At 61.6% G+C, this 16,796-nt stretch carries 16 protein-coding genes; 5 read left to right on the top strand and 11 right to left on the bottom strand.

Going from position 1 to position 16,796, the window contains the following annotated elements:
• The gene (gene cimA, locus Q1A06_RS02290; RefSeq protein ID WP_299558237.1) at window positions 1–1,614 is read right to left on the bottom strand and encodes a citramalate synthase; all 1,614 of its coding nucleotides are present in this window, start codon (window positions 1,612–1,614) and stop codon (window positions 1–3) included.
• Between the two features lie 70 nt (window positions 1,615–1,684).
• Window positions 1,685–3,049 (bottom strand): cysteine--tRNA ligase, encoded by a 1,365-nt coding sequence (gene cysS / locus Q1A06_RS02285; protein WP_299558235.1) that lies wholly within the window; start codon window positions 3,047–3,049, stop codon window positions 1,685–1,687.
• A 235-nt stretch (window positions 3,050–3,284) separates the two neighbouring features.
• On the opposite strand from cysS, the gene Q1A06_RS02280 reads away from it, so the two are divergent.
• Entirely contained in the window at window positions 3,285–4,472 is a 1,188-nt protein-coding gene (locus Q1A06_RS02280; RefSeq protein ID WP_299558233.1) for a pyridoxal phosphate-dependent aminotransferase, read from the top strand.
• Between the two features lie 61 nt (window positions 4,473–4,533).
• Here Q1A06_RS02280 and Q1A06_RS02275 read toward each other — a convergent pair whose 3' ends face one another.
• Window positions 4,534–5,127, bottom strand: coding sequence for a porin (locus Q1A06_RS02275; protein ID WP_299558231.1), 594 nt, complete (start codon window positions 5,125–5,127; stop codon window positions 4,534–4,536).
• Between the two features lie 383 nt (window positions 5,128–5,510).
• On the opposite strand from Q1A06_RS02275, the gene Q1A06_RS02270 reads away from it, so the two are divergent.
• Window positions 5,511–7,049 carry a trimethylamine methyltransferase family protein gene (locus Q1A06_RS02270; protein WP_299558229.1) on the top strand — a complete coding sequence of 513 codons (1,539 nt, stop codon included), beginning with the start codon at window positions 5,511–5,513 and terminating at the stop codon, window positions 7,047–7,049.
• Window positions 7,050–7,145: 96 nt separating this feature from the next.
• On the opposite strand, the gene Q1A06_RS02265 is transcribed toward Q1A06_RS02270, so the two are convergent.
• Window positions 7,146–7,394: a hypothetical protein gene (locus Q1A06_RS02265; RefSeq protein WP_299558227.1), complete on the bottom strand. Its 249-nt coding sequence runs from the start codon at window positions 7,392–7,394 to the stop codon at window positions 7,146–7,148.
• A gap of 245 nt (window positions 7,395–7,639) precedes the next feature.
• Here Q1A06_RS02265 and Q1A06_RS02260 point away from each other — a divergent pair, with 245 nt between their 5' ends.
• A complete protein-coding gene (locus Q1A06_RS02260) occupies window positions 7,640–8,137 on the top strand; it encodes an RNA polymerase sigma factor (protein ID WP_299558225.1) in 498 nt (165 codons plus the stop codon).
• An 85-nt stretch (window positions 8,138–8,222) separates the two neighbouring features.
• Here Q1A06_RS02260 and sulP read toward each other — a convergent pair whose 3' ends face one another.
• From sulP to Q1A06_RS02235, 5 genes are all read right to left on the bottom strand, one after another.
• The gene (gene sulP, locus Q1A06_RS02255; RefSeq protein WP_299558224.1) at window positions 8,223–9,944 is read right to left on the bottom strand and encodes a sulfate permease; all 1,722 of its coding nucleotides are present in this window, start codon (window positions 9,942–9,944) and stop codon (window positions 8,223–8,225) included.
• Window positions 9,945–10,002: 58 nt separating this feature from the next.
• On the bottom strand, window positions 10,003–10,692 hold the full coding sequence (locus Q1A06_RS02250; protein ID WP_299558222.1) for a hypothetical protein: 690 nt from the start codon (window positions 10,690–10,692) through the stop codon (window positions 10,003–10,005).
• Window positions 10,693–10,701: 9 nt separating this feature from the next.
• Window positions 10,702–11,064, bottom strand: a complete 363-nt coding sequence (locus Q1A06_RS02245; RefSeq protein ID WP_299558220.1) for a TIGR01244 family sulfur transferase — start codon at window positions 11,062–11,064, stop codon at window positions 10,702–10,704.
• The gene (locus Q1A06_RS02240) at window positions 11,061–11,942 is read right to left on the bottom strand and encodes an MBL fold metallo-hydrolase (protein WP_299558218.1); all 882 of its coding nucleotides are present in this window, start codon (window positions 11,940–11,942) and stop codon (window positions 11,061–11,063) included. The genes Q1A06_RS02245 and Q1A06_RS02240 overlap by 4 nt, the downstream gene beginning before the upstream one ends.
• Before the next feature lie 144 nt (window positions 11,943–12,086).
• Window positions 12,087–12,767, bottom strand: coding sequence for a Crp/Fnr family transcriptional regulator (locus Q1A06_RS02235; protein ID WP_299558215.1), 681 nt, complete (start codon window positions 12,765–12,767; stop codon window positions 12,087–12,089).
• 160 nt (window positions 12,768–12,927) lie between these two features.
• On the opposite strand from Q1A06_RS02235, the gene Q1A06_RS02230 reads away from it, so the two are divergent.
• Window positions 12,928–13,848, top strand: a complete 921-nt coding sequence (locus Q1A06_RS02230; RefSeq protein WP_299558213.1) for an MBL fold metallo-hydrolase — start codon at window positions 12,928–12,930, stop codon at window positions 13,846–13,848.
• Window positions 13,845–14,792, top strand: a complete 948-nt coding sequence (locus tag Q1A06_RS02225) for an MBL fold metallo-hydrolase (protein ID WP_299558211.1) — start codon at window positions 13,845–13,847, stop codon at window positions 14,790–14,792. The genes Q1A06_RS02230 and Q1A06_RS02225 overlap by 4 nt, the downstream gene beginning before the upstream one ends.
• A gap of 47 nt (window positions 14,793–14,839) precedes the next feature.
• Here the strand turns inward: Q1A06_RS02225 and Q1A06_RS02220 are convergent, their stop codons facing one another.
• Together Q1A06_RS02220 and Q1A06_RS02215 are read right to left on the bottom strand one after the other, a co-directional pair.
• Window positions 14,840–15,277 (bottom strand): DUF302 domain-containing protein, encoded by a 438-nt coding sequence (locus tag Q1A06_RS02220; RefSeq protein ID WP_299558209.1) that lies wholly within the window; start codon window positions 15,275–15,277, stop codon window positions 14,840–14,842.
• A 66-nt stretch (window positions 15,278–15,343) separates the two neighbouring features.
• Window positions 15,344–16,795: an FCSD flavin-binding domain-containing protein gene (locus Q1A06_RS02215; RefSeq protein WP_299558207.1), complete on the bottom strand. Its 1,452-nt coding sequence runs from the start codon at window positions 16,793–16,795 to the stop codon at window positions 15,344–15,346.
• Window position 16,796 lies beyond the last annotated feature (1 nt).

Here is a 16,796-nt window from a genome sequence, read left to right as displayed (position 1 = left end):
TTATTTTCCGCCGTCTCTGATCAGCTTCCAGCGGATCGCGTCCAGCAGCGCCTCAAAGGAGGCGTCGACTATGTTGGCGGACACTCCGACGGTCGACCACCGCCGCCCCGATCCGTCTTCGCTGTCGATGATCACGCGGGTGACGGCCTCTGTTCCGCCTTGCGTGATGCGGACCTTGAAATCCACCAGCCGCATGTCCTCCAACAGCGCGGAATACTGCCCCAGATCCTTGGCCAGCGCCTTCGACAGAGCGTTGACCGGGCCGCGGTCGCTGCCGGTTTCATCAAGGCTTTCAGACACGGACAGCCGCTTTTCCCCATCGACCTTCACGACGACGACCGCCTCCGAAAGGCTGACCATCCGGTTGTACTTGTTCTTGCGCCGCTCGACGGTTACGCGGTATCTCTTTACCTCAAACAGGTCCGGCATCTGTCCAAGTACACTGCGCGCCAAAAGCTCGAAGCTGGCCTGCGCGGTGTCATAGCTGTAGCCTTCCGCCTCGCGGGCCTTGACCACGTCGAGGATCTCGGCCAATGCCGGATCGCCCTTGGCCACCTCCAACCCTGCGCCGGACAGACGGCGGCGCAGATTGGACTGACCCGCCTGGTTCGACATGGGGATCACCCGGATGTTACCGACCAGTGCGGGATCGATATGCTCGTAAGTCGACGGATCCTTGGCGATTGCGCTGGCGTGCAGGCCTGCCTTATGCGCGAATGCCGATGATCCCACGAACGCGGCCTGTTTTTGCGGAACGCGGTTGAGGATTTCGTCGAGCATCCGGCTGACCCGCGTCAACCCTTCGAGTGCCGCCATGTCCACACCCGTCTCATAGAGACTGGCATACGGTTCCTTGAGTTTCAGGATCGGGATCAGCGTGGTGAGATTTGCGTTGCCACACCGTTCCCCCAGGCCGTTCAACGTGCCCTGGATCTGGCGCGCGCCCGCATCCACCGCCGCCAGCGTGCAGGCCACTGCGTTTTCGGTATCGTTGTGGGTGTGGATGCCCAGACGCTCCCCCGGAATACCTGCAGCGATCACTTCGCGGGTGATCCGGCCAACATCGACGGGCAAGGTGCCGCCGTTGGTATCACACAGCACGATCCACCTGGCACCCGCCTCGAACGCAGCCTGGACCGCGCGCAGCGCATAAACGGGATTGGCCTTGTAGCCATCAAAGAAATGCTCGGCGTCGAACAGCGCCTCGCGCCCCTGCGCCACGAGATGTGCGATGGAGCGGGAGATGTTTTCAAGGTTCTCGTCCAGCGTGATGCCCAGCGCGCGGGTGACGTGAAAATCATGGGTCTTGCCGACCAGACACACACTTTGCGTGCCCGCGTTCGTTACCGCCGCCAGCACGTCATCGTTTTCCGCCGACATGCCGTTGCGCTTGGTCATTCCGAACGCGGTGATCCGGGCGCGGGTCATCGGGGCCGCATCGAAAAAGGCGCTGTCGGTGGGATTTGCCCCCGGCCATCCGCCCTCGATGTAATCCACGCCCAGGGCGTCGAGTGCCTCGGCGATCGTCACCTTTTCCTCGGTCGAGAATTGCACGCCCTGCGTCTGCTGGCCATCGCGCAGGGTCGTGTCGTAGATCCACAAACGTGTCGTCATGCCGCGCACTCCGGTTGAACGGGGGGTCTCGCACTGCCGCGCGCTGCGGCCCTGCTCCGGTCGCCGACCATCACAGGACCTCCAGCTTGTCGGCGTCGAAATCTGCCGTCGGCGTGAGGATGACGCCGTCCTTGCTCATCTTCACCTGAACGCCGGCGTGAGTCAGCATCGCCTTGATGCGGTCCACATGGCTGAAATCCTTGGTCTCCATCGCCGTTACCCGCGCGTCGCTCAGGAACGCCTCGTAATCCGTCAGGTCGAACGCCGCCTGCGCCGCCCATTCTGGCATCAGATCACCCATCATCCCAAGCATCCGCAAACCGGCGCGTAAACCGGCAGCGTCGCCCGCCCCCGCCAGCTTGTGCAGATGCGTGATGGCGCCTGCGGTGTTCAGATCATCGGCCAGCAGCCCGATCAGCACATCGTCGGGCGCCCCCGCATCCTGCGTGATGGCCAGCGCGTACCATTTGCGCAATGTCTTCTCTGCCTCTTCACGCTTGCTCTGCGTCCAGTCCATCGGCTTGCGATAGTGGGTGGACAGCATGACAAAGCGGATGACCTCGCCGGGCACACCCTGATCCAGCAGATCGCGGACAGTGAAGAAATTGCCAAGGCTCTTGGACATCTTCTTGCCCTCGACCTGAAGCATCTCGTTGTGCAACCAGACATCGGCAAAGCCGCTTGCGGGATGCGCGCAACAGCTTTGTGCGATCTCGTTCTCGTGGTGCGGAAACATCAGGTCGTTTCCGCCGCCGTGAATGTCGAAATGCGGGCCCAGCAGATCAAAGGCCATCGCTGAGCATTCGATATGCCAGCCCGGACGCCCCCGGCCCCACGGGCTGTCCCACCCGGGCGTGTCCGCATCCGATGGCTTCCATAGCACGAAGTCCATCGGGTTGCGTTTGTAGGGCGCCACTTCGACACGCGCCCCCGCGATCATGTCGTCCACGCTGCGCCCTGATAGCGCGCCGTAGGCCTTGTAGCTGTCCACGGCAAAAAGAACGTGTCCCTCGGCGGCGTAAGCGTGCCCCTTGGCGATCAGATCCTCGATCATCGCGATCATCTGCGGAACGTACTGCGTAGCGCGCGGCATGTGGTCAGGCTCAAGCGCACCAACGGCGGCCATATCATCGAGAAACCACTGCGTCGTCTCGTCGGTGATCTGCCCGATGGGCCGACCGCTCTGGGCGCTGCGCGCGTTGATCTTGTCGTCGATATCCGTGAAGTTGCGCACATAGGTGACGTGATCCGCCCCGTAGACATGGCGCAGCAACCGATAGAGCACGTCGAACACGATCACCGGCCGCGCGTTGCCCAGATGCGCACGGTCGTAGACGGTCGGCCCGCAAACGTACATGCGCACATTGTTCGGGTCGATCGGCGTGAACACCTCGCGCTTGCGGGTTTTCGTGTTGTGCAACTTCAATGTCGTCATGGCGGTCGTCCTCAGATCGCGGGATGCGCGGGACATGGCACAGTTTCAGATGGAAGAAAACAACGTGATCAAAGCCCGCAAGAGATGTCTCAGCGGATAATAATATGGCAAATGGATTTGATCGTTCGCGTCATGGACCTTGCCTAGCCCGCCGCGCGCCCCCCGGTCAAGCATGATTGACAAAGGAGGCGGTCTCTGCGCCCCTGCGCGGGAAATTCAGCAGCCGGAGGCACAGATGAAAGCGTCACATCGCATCAGCACACTTTTGGGCGGCGGATCGGACGGGTGGGAGGTTTTCCTGCGCGCGCGCCAGATGATTGCGGATGGCGTGCCGGTCACCGAATTGACCATTGGAGAGCATGACATCAGGACAGCTGCGCCGATCCTGCAGGACATGCACCGGGCGGCTCTTGACGGGCATACAGGATATGCGGCTATTCCCGGCGTTGCGGCCCTGCGCGATGCTGTCGCCGCGCGCGTATCCGAGCGGACCGGCGTGCCGACCACACGCGACAACGTGATGATCACGCCGGGCGGACAGTCCGCGTTGTTCGCAGCCCACATGGCGGTGATCGATCCCGGCGATACGGCTCTCTACATCGACCCCTACTATGCAACCTATCCCGGCACCCTGCGCGGGGCCTCCGCAGTGCCCAAAGCCGTTGCCGCCCGCGCCGAAGATGCCTTCCAACCGCGCGCCGCCGACATTGCAGCCGCAGCACCCGGCGCGCGATCCCTGATGATCAACACACCCAACAACCCCACCGGCGTCGTCTACAGTCGCGCGACACTGGAGGGGATTGCAAAGGTCTGCCAAGACAACGACCTATGGCTTATCTCGGACGAGGTCTACGATACCCAGATCTGGGAGGGCGCACACCTGTCGCCGCGCGCCCTACCGGGCATGGCCGACCGAACGCTTGTCTGTGGCTCGATGTCGAAAAGCCATGCGATGACCGGATCACGCATCGGCTGGGTTATCGGTCCGGAAGAGATCGTGGCGCATCTGATCAATCTGGCGACGCATACGACCTACGGTGTCCCGGGCTTTATCCAGGACGCTGCATTGTTTGCGCTTGAACTCGGACCCGGTTTCGAGGCCGAGATCGCAGAGCCCTTTCGCCGCCGCCGTGCGCTTGCCCAAGGCATACTCGCGCAGCACAACGCAGTGACGGCCGTGCCCAGCGCCGGAGCGATGTATCTGATGCTTGATGTTTCCGCGACAGGCCTGAGCGGTGAAGGCTTCGCAAACGCGCTGCTCGACACGCATCATATCGCGGTCATGCCGGGCGAGAGTTTCGGCCATGCCGCAGCGGGTCATATCCGCGTGGCCATGACCATAGCGGATCCCGAATTCGAGGCGGCCCTGTCGACCCTTTGCGGTTTCGCGCAGGAGCTGACCACCCGCTCCGCACAACATTGAAACGCGAAAGGCGCGCCGGTTGCCACCGTGCGCGCCTTTACCATTGCTCCGAAAAGCAGCCTTAGAAGCGGAATGATCCGCGCAGGTTGAATGTCGTCGCATCCGCGTCGACGCCGGTCCCGTTGATGTCGTCGAACTGGTGCTCCAGCAACTCACCACCGATGGTGAAGGTGTCGGTCACCTTGTAAACTGCGCCGATGCCGACGAATGCACCGGTGTCATCGCCAAGGGTCGTGTCCACGCGCGCGGAACCTGCCGTCGCGTAGATCAGGGTCTTGCCCAGATCATACCCGCCGCGCAACTTGATGCGGGCGACGTCGTCGGCCGTTGCGGCGCCATTCAGATCGACATCGATCTTGTCGTATTCAAGCTCGCCACCCAGCACGAAGTTGCCGAAATCATAATCATAGCCGATGTGCACACCATAAGTGCCGTTGTCGCCATCCGCGTCGCCGGGACCGTCGACATCGGCATATCCAAGGTTCAGACCACCGTAAAAGCCGGTCCAGTCCCCTACAATCGGCGTCGCCTCGTAAACGGGCTGGGCGATCGGCGTCTCAACGACCGGATCAGCCAGATTGCCAGCAGTGGCGGCGGAGCCGAACGCCAAACCGGACAGTGCAGCAAACGTCGTGATTTTTGCAAAAGTTTTCATAATGCTCTCCTCGATACCAAGCATTTCATTCTGAACGGGTAATCCGCTCTCGTGTCACAACGTGCACGTCGCACGTCTGTTCCAAAGTGTCAGATCACAGCAGAGTGAAGAGGCTAAAGTTCGCTCAATTCCACGTCCCATTGCGCAGAAATACGCCTGTGAGCGACGAAGCAACGCGCAGGTAGCGTCGCAAACGAGACAGATCCTCGCATTTTTCCATCACACCATTTCCGAAACACAGGAGCGTGCCCATGCAAGACTGCGTCTGCACCACCCTACTGGTAATCCGCACTATCGGTGCGGAACGTGGCCGCGCCGCCCGGGGTGCACCGGACCGGCACCAGTCGCCGTCTTGCCCTTCTCTCGAATGAAAGCCCCGCACCATGAATGTTCAAGCCAGTTCTCGTTCAGGTGGGCGCGCCGCCCGCCGGGCCGCCCGCAGCACAGCCCTTCCCGAAAACCTGCGCCCCGTCCGCGCGGGTCTGTCGGGAGGGCAATTCAAGCCACTCAGCGAGGCGGATGTACTCAAGATCCACGACGCCGCCCTCGACGCGCTCGAAACGATCGGACTGGCCGATGCGCCCGTCTCCGGTATCGCGTACATGACCGGCGCCGGCGCTCTGCTAGGAGATGACGGCCGCATACGGTTCCCGCGCGCAGTGGTTCAGGATGCACTCGATAAGGCCAACAGATCCATCACGTTGATGAGCCGCGACGGCCTGCACGACCTCGATCTGAGTGGCAACCGCGTACATTACGGCACCGCAGGTGCGGCGGTGCATCTGGTGGATGTGGACGGCAGGCATTACCGCGATTGCGGTGTGCAGGATCTGCACGATGCCGCCCGGATCGTCGATACGCTAGACAACCTCCACTTCTGCCAGCGCCCGATGGTGTGCCGCGATATCGCGGACAATATGGAGATGGACATTAATTCCATCTTCGCCTGCGTCACCGGCACCACGAAACACGTCGGCACTTCTTTCTCCGATCCCGGCTTTGTTGAACCGGCGATGGAGATGCTCCACATGATTGCCGGTGGGGAAGACGCGTGGCGGGAACGGCCTTTCGTGTCCAACTCAAACTGTTTCGTCGTCCCACCAATGAAATTCGCGACCGAAAGCTGCCTGGTGATGGAGGAGTGCATCAAGCACGGGATGCCGGTGCTGTTGCTGTCTGCGGGTATGGCAGGTGCCACCGCCCCCTCGACCATCGCAGGCGCGATCGTCCAGGCGGTCGCGGAATGCCTTGCCGGTCTCGTCTATGCCACGGCAGTTAAACCCGGCCATCCGGTGATTTTCGGCACCTGGCCTTTTGGCCTTGACCTGCGCACCGGCGCAATGACCGGTGGATCCGGAGAGCAGGCCCTGCTTACCGCTGGCTGTGCGCAGATGCATGCCTTCTACGACCTGCCCGGCGGGGTCGCCGCCGGTATCGCCGACAGCAAGGTGCCGGACATGCAGGCGGGGTGGGAACAGATGTGCTCGAACGTGATGGCGGGTCTGGCGGGATGCAACATGATCTACGAAGCCGCCGGCATGCACGCCTCGCTGCTGGGTTTTTGTCACGAAAGCCTCATACTGGGCGACGACATCATCGGTCAGGCGCTGCGCTGTGTACGCGGTATCGAGGTCAACGACGACACGCTTGCCCTCGACCAGATGGCGCAGGTCTGCATGGGCGGACCGAGCCACTATCTCGGCACGGCAGCAACGCTTGGCCGGATGCAAAGCGATCATCTCTATCCCACCTGCGGCAACAGGATGTCTCCCAAGGAATGGGTCGAGATGGAAAAACCGGATCTCGTCGCAAACGCCACAGCGCGAAAATGTGCCATACTCGGGCGGCCCTCTGCGGCGGCGTTGGATCCAGCACGCGACGCTGAGATCCGGGCACGCTTCAACATTCACCTGCCCCACTGATGACCCCAAAGGGGTGGTCCGGTACTGGCAAGCGTCCGGACCACCCACATCGCGACACCCTTGCCGGCTGCCACCGACAGGGCACTGCGACGTGTCTCAGTCCGCAGGCATCACACCTGTTTCCTGTGCGGCCGTCACTTCCGCATCCTCCAGCGCACCGTCCCCGTTAAGATCGGCCGACGCGAATTGCTCCGCCGTCACGTCCGGGTAAACGGCCTGTACCTCTTCGAGGCTCAGAACCCCATCCTCATTTGCATCTGCCTGAACGGCACTTTGCCCCATCGCAAAGGCCGGCAAGCACAGCGCGGTCGCCGCGATTGCGGTGAATGATTTGAGATACGTCATAAGATGTCTCCTGTCTGGTTGTTGTCCGAGGTCACCATGATGGCGCCTCACTGGGATAGAGCCCGCCATCGCCGTTCGCGTCCCTCAGGGTTGTTGCGACCGCAATCTCCCGCTGATCGTGCGCCTGTGGCTGCGCGCCCCTCCGCCTAAAAAGACCCCTCTCAGCGGATCGGCGGAAAAGCCCGGTCTGGTCGACGACCGAAATTGCGCCATTGTGTCCTGACCGGCCTGGTGGAGGAGGTATCATGCAAATAACCCGGAAGGAGATCGACATCGCGGCACTTCTGACGCGGCTCAAACACCGCGGACGAAGGCTCGGCGCTGACGCGGCAACCGCCGAAGATCTCGCCCAGGAAGCGGCCTTGCGTTTGATCGAAACGATGGCCCAAAAGACTCTCGTGTCTCCCGAGCGTTACGCAATGATCATTCTGCACAACCTCGCCCGCGCACGATGGCGCAATGCCACCGGGTACGCGGAACTTTGCGATGACAGCGCCACGACCCTTCCCGTCGCCGATGCAAGGCTCAACATAGACGCCCTCACCCGCGCGATCGCGGCACTGCCTCACGATCAGGCTGCCGTGATACGGCTGGTACTCGGCGGCAGCGACAGCCCACACGACATCGCGGAAATACTCGGCATCCCACCGGGCACCGCCATGTCACGTCTCGCCCGCGCCCGTTCAAGCCTGCGGCTTTCCATGGGCTTGGGCAAACGCGAGAAAATCCGCGCGCTGCTCTGACCTTCATTTCTTTTAGCTAAAATATCCCGGGGGAGATTCCGGCCCCAGGCCGGGATCGGGGGCAGCGCCCCAAACAGCGACGGCTTCAAACAGCAGCCCTCCGCAGAGCCATGAACGCGTCGTATTGCGACAAAAACACCTGCCCCGTCAGATCGGACAGGAAATCCTGTCGGCGCAGGCGATCCATCACCGGGCCTTTCACTTCCGACAAATGCAGCCGCACCCCCATATCCTTAAGCCGCGTGTTGATCGCCTCCAGCGATTCCAGCGCACTCAGATCGACCTCGTTCACGGCAGAGAACATCAAAACGACATCACGCACGGGCGTTTCACCCGCCACCCGGTCGTAGATGTAATCTTCCAGAAACCGCGCATTTGCGAAATAGAGGCTTTCATCGATGCGCAGCGATATGATCGCCGGATCCGTTTCGACTTCGTGGCGCTTGATGTTGCGGAAATGCTCCGACCCGCGCACCAGCCCGACCTCGGCAATATGCGGTCTGGTCGTTTTGTAGAGATGCAGAAATACCGACAGGATTACCCCGGCACTCACCCCGACCTCTACCCCCAATCCAAGGGTCAGCAGGATTGTGGCCAGAACCGCCGTGAAGTCAGCTTTCGAATAGGACCAGCTCCGCTTGAGAATGCTGAAATCGACCAGGCTGAGGACTGCAACAATGATCGTCGCGGCCAACGTGGCCTGTGGCAGGAAATATATCAGCGGGGTCAGCGCCACTGCGGCAATGGCCAGACCCACGGCAGCAAAAGCGCCCGCCGCCGGTGTCTCGGCACCCGCGTCGAAGTTGACGACAGACCGCGAAAACCCACCGGTAACCGGAAAACCGCCCGTGAACGCGGCCCCCAGATTGGCGGCTCCCAGACCGATCAATTCCTGATCCGGGTCGATCCTCTGACGTTTCTTCGCCGCCAGAGTTTGTGCCACGGAGATCGATTCGACGAACCCGATGATCGAAATCAGCAGCGCCGGTACCACCAAAGCGCCGACCAGTTCCAGCGAGAAGTCCGGTAGAGTGAAGGGCGGCAGCGCCTGTGGCACCGCGCCGACGATCCGCACCCCCTGCTCCGACAGGCCGAACGCCCAGACCACCGCTGTGGTCACGAAAACGGCCGCCACCGGCCCCGCCTTCGTCGCGATGTCTGCCGTACGCGCCCCCAGTCCGCGTGCCAGCAAGAGCGGTTTCATACCCTTGCGCACCCAGAACAGAAACGCCGTCGCGCCCGCGCCAAGTATCAGGGTGATCCAGTTGATATCACCCAGATGCGTCCACAGCCCGTGCAGCAGCTCCGGCAGATTGTCCCCCGACGCGGTGATGCCCAGAATATGCTTGAGCTGACTGGCCGCGATGATGATGCCGGAGGCAGTGATGAACCCCGAAATCACAGGATGCGACAGAAAATTGGCGAGGAATCCCAAACGGAACAGACCCATCGCCAGCAAAATAGCCCCCGAAAGGAACGCCAGTGTCAACGCAGCCGCGGCATAGCCCATGGTGCCCTGCGCCGCGATATTGCCAAGCGTCGCTGCTGTCAGCAGGGAAATGACCGCCACCGGCCCCACCGCGAGCGCGCGGCTGGTACCCAAGAGCGCATACAGAAGGATCGGCACAATCGACGCATACAGACCCGCTTCGGCAGGCAACCCGGCAAGCAGCGCATAGGCGAGCGATTGCGGGATCAGCATGATTGTGACGATCAAGGCTGCAATCAGATCGCCGGACAGTGTCTCCCGGTTATACGTCCGCGCCCAATTCAGGATCGGAAGGTACTTGCGAATTTTGCGGTACATATGACAACGCTTTCTTAACAGCGGACGACCCAACCGGGGCGCGGCCGCTCAATGAGGTTCAGCCTTGGAAAGAGGACACAGTTTGCCCGGTCTCGCCAGCCATTCGCGCCACACCAACACGCCTTAGCAGCCGAGCGGCGGCGGCATTTTTTGCGGTGGGTGCATTCGTCACGTCGCCAAGGTTCCTGATGGTGCAGTGCGCTTCAAGACGCCGCGTCGCGTCATACACCCCCCTCCATCCGGCGGAATTGAACGGGATATGGCTGCCCTGCAGCACTCTGCGCCGCACCCGGACATCGCCCGGCAGATACTGCGCCTTTTCCGGTGTGCCCGCGCATCTGCCAGGCTTCATCGGCTGGGTGAATACCGCGCTGCCCTGCGACGTATCCTGCACCAACCCATGTGTCTCGAGCGCCGGTTCATCGTCGCGATGCAAAGTTTGCCCCGCGCAGCCACTGCACCGGCCCCCTTCACCCACGATTGCATCCGCATTAGCGCCGAGTGCATCGACATGCCTCGTACATTCCACACCTTTCGCGATCGGAGAGCCGAGCCTGCGTGCGGTTTGCTCTGGGGTGAACACGCCCGTCTCCACGGCCTGCCAACCGAGTTGACGGTAGCGCATATCGGCGGGATCGACGGTGGCGATCTCAAGGCACGGTGGGCACGCTCCGGGACTGGCGGCGGCAATCCTGCCGGTCCCCGCACCTGATGCCAGAACATCGACGGCCGTTTTGAGAATGCTCACAACGGTTTCCTACCGACGTTTCGCTGCGGTACTTGCGTCCGCCAACGCTTCGGCCCGCGCGCCGCTGCGGCAGTAGGCCAGCACCGGCCCAGGCAGATGCGCCATCGCGGCATCATAGGCCGCGATCTGCTCTGCCCCCATCTGGCCCGGTACGACGGGAATATAGACCGATTGCAGACCGACTATTGTCGCTGCCGCACCAATGTCGGCGTAGGGCGTCTGGTCTTCGCCTTCGCCATCGGGACGCAGACACATGAGCGCGCGGAAACCGCGCGCGCTGACGGCGGCGACATCTTCGGCATGAAGCTGCCCGCAAACGGACAGCTCTCCGTTCAGTTTCCGGATCTTGAGGTCCGTCCTTTTCCCGCTCACAGCGCGTTCACCGGCACTTTGAGCATTGCATTACCGTCCTTGTCGCGCGGTATCTCGCCCGCACGCATGTTGACCTGCAAGGACGGGATGATCAGGCGTGGCATGTCCAGCTGCGCATCGCGTTCGGTGCGGAACTTGATGAAATCCTCGCGGGTCTTACCGCCGCCGACATGGATGTTGTCCGCCTTCTGCTCGGCCACGGTCGTTTCCCATTCGATCGCGCGCCCGTTCGGCCCGTAATCGTGGCACATGAACAGCCGCATGTCGTCGGGCAGGCTCAGAACCTTTTGGATGCTGTCGTAAAGCTCCCCCGCGTCACCGCCGGGGAAATCGGCACGCGCCGACCCGCCATCGGGCATAAACAACGTATCGCCGGCGAAGGCGGCGTTGCCCATCACATGAACCATGCAGGCAGGCGTATGTCCGGGCGTATATATCGCAAATCCCTGCATTCCGCCCACCATGTAGGTATCGCCATCCTTGAACAGCGCGTCGAATTGCGAGCCGTCGCGCTGGAACTCGGTCCCTTCGTTGAACACTTTACCGAAGGTATCCTGAACCACCAGGATCTTGTCCCCTACGCCAATCCTGCCGCCCAGTTTCTGCTGGATGTAGGGGGCTGCACTCAGGTGGTCGGCATGCACATGCGTCTCGATGATCCAGTCGAGGGTCAGTTTGCGCCGCTCCACCTCAGCAATCAGCGCATCGGCATGATCGTAGGTGATGCGCCCGGCGGCGTAGTCGATGTCCATCACGCTGTCGATGATGGCGCAATGATTGCTCGCGGGGTCCTTCACGATATAGCTGATCGTGTTGGTCGCCTCGTCGAAATGGGCCGAAACGTCGGGCTTTACGTCCATTTGCACTGGATAGGTCATCTCATGTCTCCTCGCTGTCCGGATCGTCCGGCATGTCCGGTCGGGTTTGCGTACCCCACGGCCCGGTATCTTTCATTGACGTGGATCATCCTGGCATTGCCAGGCGTCCGTGTCGGTGACTTTGTCACCAAGGCGTACACCGGTTCAATCGCGGTGCCGCGCAAGCGCTTCCAGCGCCGTCCGGTCCTTGAGGGTTACGGCGCCCCGCCCCAGCTGAACCCAGCCACGGCGCTGAAACTCCTGTAGCTGGCGCGAGACGACCTCGCGCGCGGTGCCAAGCTCCGCCGCGAGCTTCTGGTGGGTGGTGGCGATGTGGTCGTCCGTACCGGTAAGCGTGACAAGGCTGTGCGCCAGCCGGACGTCTATCCGTTGAAACGCGACCTCGTCGATCATGCGGAACAGATCGGTGATCCGCTTGGAAAATGCGGCAAACACGAATTCACGAAATGATTGCGATTGCGCGACCAGTTCGTCGAATACATCCCTTGGAATTGCCGCGGCCGACACCGGCGTCTCGGCGATGCCTTCGGCGGCATAGTCCTCGTAGGCCAGCAAACACGCGGTGGTCAGCACACAGCTTTGCCCCGCGTGGATACGATAGAGCACGATCTCGTGTCCGCCTTCGGAGACCTGCTGCACGCGCACGGTCCCATCGAGCAGAAACAGCATGTTCTCGGGCGATTTGCCAGGCCCGAAGATCAGCGCCCCCTCCGGCATCTTCAAAACCGCACTGCGCGCGCGCAACACCGCCCTTGTCGGCGCGTCGAGGCGGGCAAGGCCGGCGAACCGCTCGACCCAATCAGGGGCGGGGACCGTGCCGGTCATCGCCGCGCCCAGCAGCGATGCGCATGGGAGTTCGCTGTCATCGGATCGCTCGCCCTTTCCCAAATCGCACGGCGAAGATCGCCACGCACCACACTGTCTTCTTGCCGACAGCAATACATTCCTTCATATTCCAATAAAGGAATTTTTCGGGAGGAACCAGATGACACTTTCACGCCGCGCCTTCATGGCCGCAACAGCGGGCATCGGGGCATCGACCGCGCTGGGGCTTGCTCCCCGCCGGGCCCACGCCCGGATAAATCTGGGCGAAATCCGTCTTGACATCGTCAGCGACGGATCACTCACCTTGCCGCCGGGCTTTATCTTCGATCCGATGCCACAAGAGGCACTGGCCCCGATCCTGCAAAAGTACGGCATCACCGGCGACACCCTTGAACCGCCCTGCAACGTGACGCTGATGCGCCAGGGCGATCGCACGGTCCTGTTCGATGTCGGCTCCGGATCGGATTTCGCGCCGAATGCCGGCGTCCTCATGGAATCGTTGGACACGCTGGGCGTCACGGCCGACGACATAACCGATATCGTCTTTACACACGGGCATCCCGACCATCTGTGGGGGGTGCTGGATGATTTCGGCGATCCGCTGTTCACCAACGCCCGCTACATGATGGGACAGGACGAATGGAACTATTGGACCGATCCTGATACGGTCGACAGCATCGACGCCTCGCGCACCGCATTTGCCGTTGGCGCGCAAAGGCGGCTTGAGATGATCGCGGATCAGATGACGTTTTTCTCGGACGGCGAAGAGATCCTGCCCGGCGTCGCCGCGCGCGCAACCTACGGGCACACGCCCGGCCACATGTCGATGGAAGTGCGCGGCGGGTCGCAAAGCGCGATGATCCTCGGCGATTGCATCGGCAACCACCATGTTGCCTTTGCCCGCCCGGAATGGAATTCCGGATCGGATCAGGATCAGGACCACGCGGCCCAGACGCGGGTATCGCTGATGGACCAGCTTGCGCACGACAAGACCCGGATCATCGGCTTTCACCTCCTGGGTGACGGGACCGGATATGTCGACCAATCCGGCGACGGTTACGTCTTTGTGGCCGCATCATGAGGGCGCTGTCGTTGATCGCGGCCCTCGCCGCCGCCGCACCTCTCTGGGCAAGCGAGGACATCGCCGACCAGTATCCCGCCTCCGTGCTTTATTCCAAGCCGGTCGAGGTGATTCCGCACGTATATGCGGCCATCGGTGCAACCGCCCCGCCGACCTATGAGAACGCAGGCCACAACAACAACCTCAGCTTCATCGTGACCGGCGATGGCGTGGTCGTCATGAACGGCGGCGGGTCTTATCAGCTAGCGCAGGCGTTGCACGCCGAGATTCGCACAGTGACCGACCAGCCGGTCAAGCTGGTCTTCGACGAAAACGGACAGGGCCATGCGATGCTGGGCAATTCCTACTGGGCGGATCAGGGTGTACCGATCGTTGCCCACGCGGACGCCGCAGAAGCGTTCGAGGAGGATGGCGCCGGATCGCTGCGCGCGGCACAGGAGCGCCTGAAAGAGCGCGCGGACGATACCCGGCTGGTTGGCCCGACCGAGACGTTCGACGACGAGTACATCGTCGAGATGGGCGACATGCGGATCGAGGCGCGCTATCTCGGGCCTGCGCACAGCCCCGGGGATATCGTCGTCTGGCTGCCAGAGCAGAGCCTTGTCATTTCGGGTGACATGGCGTTTCACGAGCGAATGTTGCCGATTTTCGGAGATACAATGACCGCTGACTGGATCGAGACATGGGAAACCGCGTTTGAACCGATTGGCGCCACCTACGTGATTCCCGGTCACGGCCATCCGACCAACATGGATCAGGTGCGCCGCTATACCCGCGACTACCTCGTCTATCTGCGGGAGAAAATCGGTGCGCATCTGGATGCGGGCGGCGATCTGGCCGATGCCTATTATGTCGATCAGTCGCCCTACACCCACCTAGACACGTTCGAGGAACTGGCAACGAAAAACGCCGGGCGCGTCTATGAACAGATGGAATTCGAATGATCCACATCTCCCCTCGCGCGCTGCGCACTGCGGGGGGAGATGCCGTCTTACTGGCCCACGGCTTCGCGGGCGATTTCGTCCAGAAGTGCTTGCACCTCCTGCATCGCGCCATCGGGATAGGTCCGATATCCTACCATCACGTCACCATCCCGCTCCGCCACAAAGACGCCGTAAGGGCAATGCGCGATGTTCATCGGATCCTCTTCGATCACTTTGCGCGACACCACTGCAGAGCAGAATAGGAACACGTCCGCCCCCTCGAATAGCTTGACGTCACTGCCGACATCCGCGCCGGTCCGGGCGAGCATCTCGCCGACGTGGCTGACGTAATCGATCACCAGCCCCTTGCCGACAATCGCGCTTTCGACGCTGAAGGTAGCGTCGTCAAAGCTGCCCTCGAACGGATAGACGACCGGCGCATCCTGCGCCATCGCCGCCCCGGCGCACAGCAGTCCGAATATTCCGCCTAGCACAAACTTTTTCATGGTCTCGTTCCTTTCCTGGATGTATGCGGCCGCGCGCAGGATGCGCGCACCCGGTTCGTCGTCCGATCAAGCGCCGAACATGTCGCTGGTGATCCCCTTGTACCAGCCTTCGGATTCCTCATAGGTCGCCCGGCGCATCTCTGTACTTTCACCGGTCTGCGAGATAAATCCATCGACTTTCGAAATTTTTTCGGCGGTGGCCTCGATCAGGGACCAGCAGGTAATGGAGAACTTCGCCGGAAAAACCTTTAAGCCTGTCAGTGCACCGCGCACGGCGTTGGCGCAGACCTTTGCCTGAGATTTGGCGGCATAACCCGATTTCGACATATCGGCTAGATCTGCGGAATCGCCCAGAACAGGGATATCCGTATTCGCCTTGCTTGACACATCGGCAGCATTGACGGGGCCCCAATTGCCATCCGTCACACCCGCCACTTCGGTGATATGCCCCGCCATCATCGCGGGGATCACGTTGCACACATCCATGGCCGTCTCTTCCCCGTCGATCGTGATCGTCATGCCGACAGGGTCGACCGATACGCTACCACCGCCGAAATCCGATTTAATCCAGTCGATCATGCCCGGATGATGCCTCAGCCAGCCTTCCTGAAACAGGCCTTGCTTGGAGAATGTATCCTTCGGGTCGGCAACGACGATCTTGGCCGTCGGGTTGTTCGCCTTGAGGTAATGGGCAACCATCGACACCCGCTCGTAGGGACCGGGAGGACACCGGTAAGGGTTTGGCGGCGTGACCATGGCGAATGTGCCGCCCTCGCGCATGTTGACCAGTTGCGACTTCAACAGTTCTGTCTGCGAGCCGCCCTTGTAGGCATGCGGCATGGCGTTTTGCGCGCTGATGTCCCAGCCTTCGACAGCACGATCGACAAAATCAATGCGGGACGCAAGGACCAGCTTGTCATACGGCAGCGTGCTGCTGCTGGCGCGCGAGACTGTTTTCGCCGCGCTGTCGACATCAACTGCCCGGTCGTGAATGACGTTGATCCCCTCCGCTGCAATAGCGCCATAGCTGTGACCCAGATCGTCGATTTCCTTGACCCCGCCCAGATAGAGGTTCGAAAAGAAGCAAGTGGAATACATGCGGGACGGCTCGACGAGGGTTACATTGATTTGGCTTGAAAAGCTGCGCAGGTAGGCAAGCAGATCTGCGCGTTCCTGCGTATCCTTGACACCGGAGAAGTTCATTCTCGTTTTCGATACCAAGGCCTTGGGGTTCTCAATGTAGGCGTCAAGCGTCGCTTGCATCCAGATCAGACCGTCGGAGGCAACGCGCGCCATACTGGCAGAATACCCGAAGTCATCGACGCTTCCCGCATCGCGGCCGAAAATGCCATTCAGATGCGGGCCGACGCGGTTTTCCGCACCTTCCCCGTTCTGGTGACATGCGGAGCACTGGCGGAATACCGGCGCCCCCTGATCGGCATTCCCCAATTCGCTGGCAAAGGAAGGCCCCGCCGCCAGAATGGCAGCGAGGACATGGGCGGTCAGAAAACCGCGCAAC

The sequence above is a fragment of the uncultured Sulfitobacter sp. genome, assembly GCF_947497275.1.
GTDB lineage: Bacteria > Pseudomonadota > Alphaproteobacteria > Rhodobacterales > Rhodobacteraceae > Sulfitobacter.
This window is presented reverse-complemented; position numbering and strand designations above follow the sequence as displayed.

Excerpts from the sequence above, each read along its gene's own strand:
- cimA (WP_299558237.1), bottom strand. The coding sequence starts at position 1,614 with ATGACGACACGTTTGTGGATCTACGACACGACCCTGCGCGATGGCCAG.
- cysS (WP_299558235.1), bottom strand. The coding sequence starts at position 3,049 with ATGACGACATTGAAGTTGCACAACACGAAAACCCGCAAGCGCGAGGTG.
- Q1A06_RS02280 (WP_299558233.1), top strand. The coding sequence starts at position 3,285 with ATGAAAGCGTCACATCGCATCAGCACACTTTTGGGCGGCGGATCGGAC.
- Q1A06_RS02275 (WP_299558231.1), bottom strand. The coding sequence starts at position 5,127 with ATGAAAACTTTTGCAAAAATCACGACGTTTGCTGCACTGTCCGGTTTG.
- Q1A06_RS02270 (WP_299558229.1), top strand. The coding sequence starts at position 5,511 with ATGAATGTTCAAGCCAGTTCTCGTTCAGGTGGGCGCGCCGCCCGCCGG.
- Q1A06_RS02265 (WP_299558227.1), bottom strand. The coding sequence starts at position 7,394 with ATGACGTATCTCAAATCATTCACCGCAATCGCGGCGACCGCGCTGTGC.
- Q1A06_RS02260 (WP_299558225.1), top strand. The coding sequence starts at position 7,640 with ATGCAAATAACCCGGAAGGAGATCGACATCGCGGCACTTCTGACGCGG.
- sulP (WP_299558224.1), bottom strand. The coding sequence starts at position 9,944 with ATGTACCGCAAAATTCGCAAGTACCTTCCGATCCTGAATTGGGCGCGG.
- Q1A06_RS02240 (WP_299558218.1), bottom strand. The coding sequence starts at position 11,942 with ATGACCTATCCAGTGCAAATGGACGTAAAGCCCGACGTTTCGGCCCAT.
- Q1A06_RS02235 (WP_299558215.1), bottom strand. The coding sequence starts at position 12,767 with ATGACCGGCACGGTCCCCGCCCCTGATTGGGTCGAGCGGTTCGCCGGC.
- Q1A06_RS02230 (WP_299558213.1), top strand. The coding sequence starts at position 12,928 with ATGACACTTTCACGCCGCGCCTTCATGGCCGCAACAGCGGGCATCGGG.
- Q1A06_RS02225 (WP_299558211.1), top strand. The coding sequence starts at position 13,845 with ATGAGGGCGCTGTCGTTGATCGCGGCCCTCGCCGCCGCCGCACCTCTC.
- Q1A06_RS02220 (WP_299558209.1), bottom strand. The coding sequence starts at position 15,277 with ATGAAAAAGTTTGTGCTAGGCGGAATATTCGGACTGCTGTGCGCCGGG.